The organism is Methylobacter tundripaludum SV96 (assembly GCF_000190755.2).
Lineage (GTDB): Bacteria > Pseudomonadota > Gammaproteobacteria > Methylococcales > Methylomonadaceae > Methylobacter_A > Methylobacter_A tundripaludum.
Genome location: NZ_JH109152.1, coordinates 1155362 through 1156066 on the forward strand (window position 1 = coordinate 1155362; position 705 = coordinate 1156066).

At 63.0% G+C, this 705-nt stretch carries 1 protein-coding gene; it reads right to left on the reverse strand.

Annotated elements, in window-relative coordinates; genetic code table 11:
• On the reverse strand, positions 1-705 hold a 705-nt coding region (locus METTU_RS25080; RefSeq protein ID WP_217182792.1), incomplete at both ends, for a hypothetical protein.

Sequence of the window (705 nt, forward strand, 5' to 3'; positions counted from 1 at the left end):
GACTTCGACAGGAGCCGGTGCCGGTCACCACTAATGCGCCGGTGGTGGCATCGTAGGTGGACGAGGTAATGGCCGGTACCGCCACATTGCTGACGGTGATGCCGTTGCCGGTCAGGTCGGCATCGGTGACCCCGGCCGCCGCTCCGGCGGTCCAGTCTTCTGCCGCAGCCAGGTTATAAGTGGTGCCGCTGGTCGACGACGTGCCGTTTTTGTTAATGAACTGGTTGACTGCCGCCTTGTCGGTGGCGCTCAGGGTGATGGTGAACGAGGTGCCCGAGGTGATCTCGACGTTGGCGGTATCGGTCAAGGTGTAAGTTGCGTTGCCCTCCCCCTTAAAGGTGAATTTATTGGCGACGATGTCGTTGCTCGCGCCGTTCAATTTCAGGAAGCCGGTGCCGGTCACGACCAACGCGCCGGTGGTGGCATCGTAGGTGGACGAGGTAATGGCCGGCACCGCCACGTTGCTGACGGTGATGCCGTTGCCGGTCAGGTCGGCATCGGTGACCCCGGCCGCCGCCCCGGCGGTCCAGTCCTCGGCCGCGGCGAGGTTATAGGTGGTGGCGCCGGTCGACGACGTGCCGTTTTTGTTAACGATCTGGTTGATCGCGGCCTTGTCGGTCGCGCTCAAGGTGATCGTGAACGCGGTGCCGGAGGTAATTTCGATGTTCGAGGTATCGGTCAGGGTATAGGTCGCGCCGCCTTCGC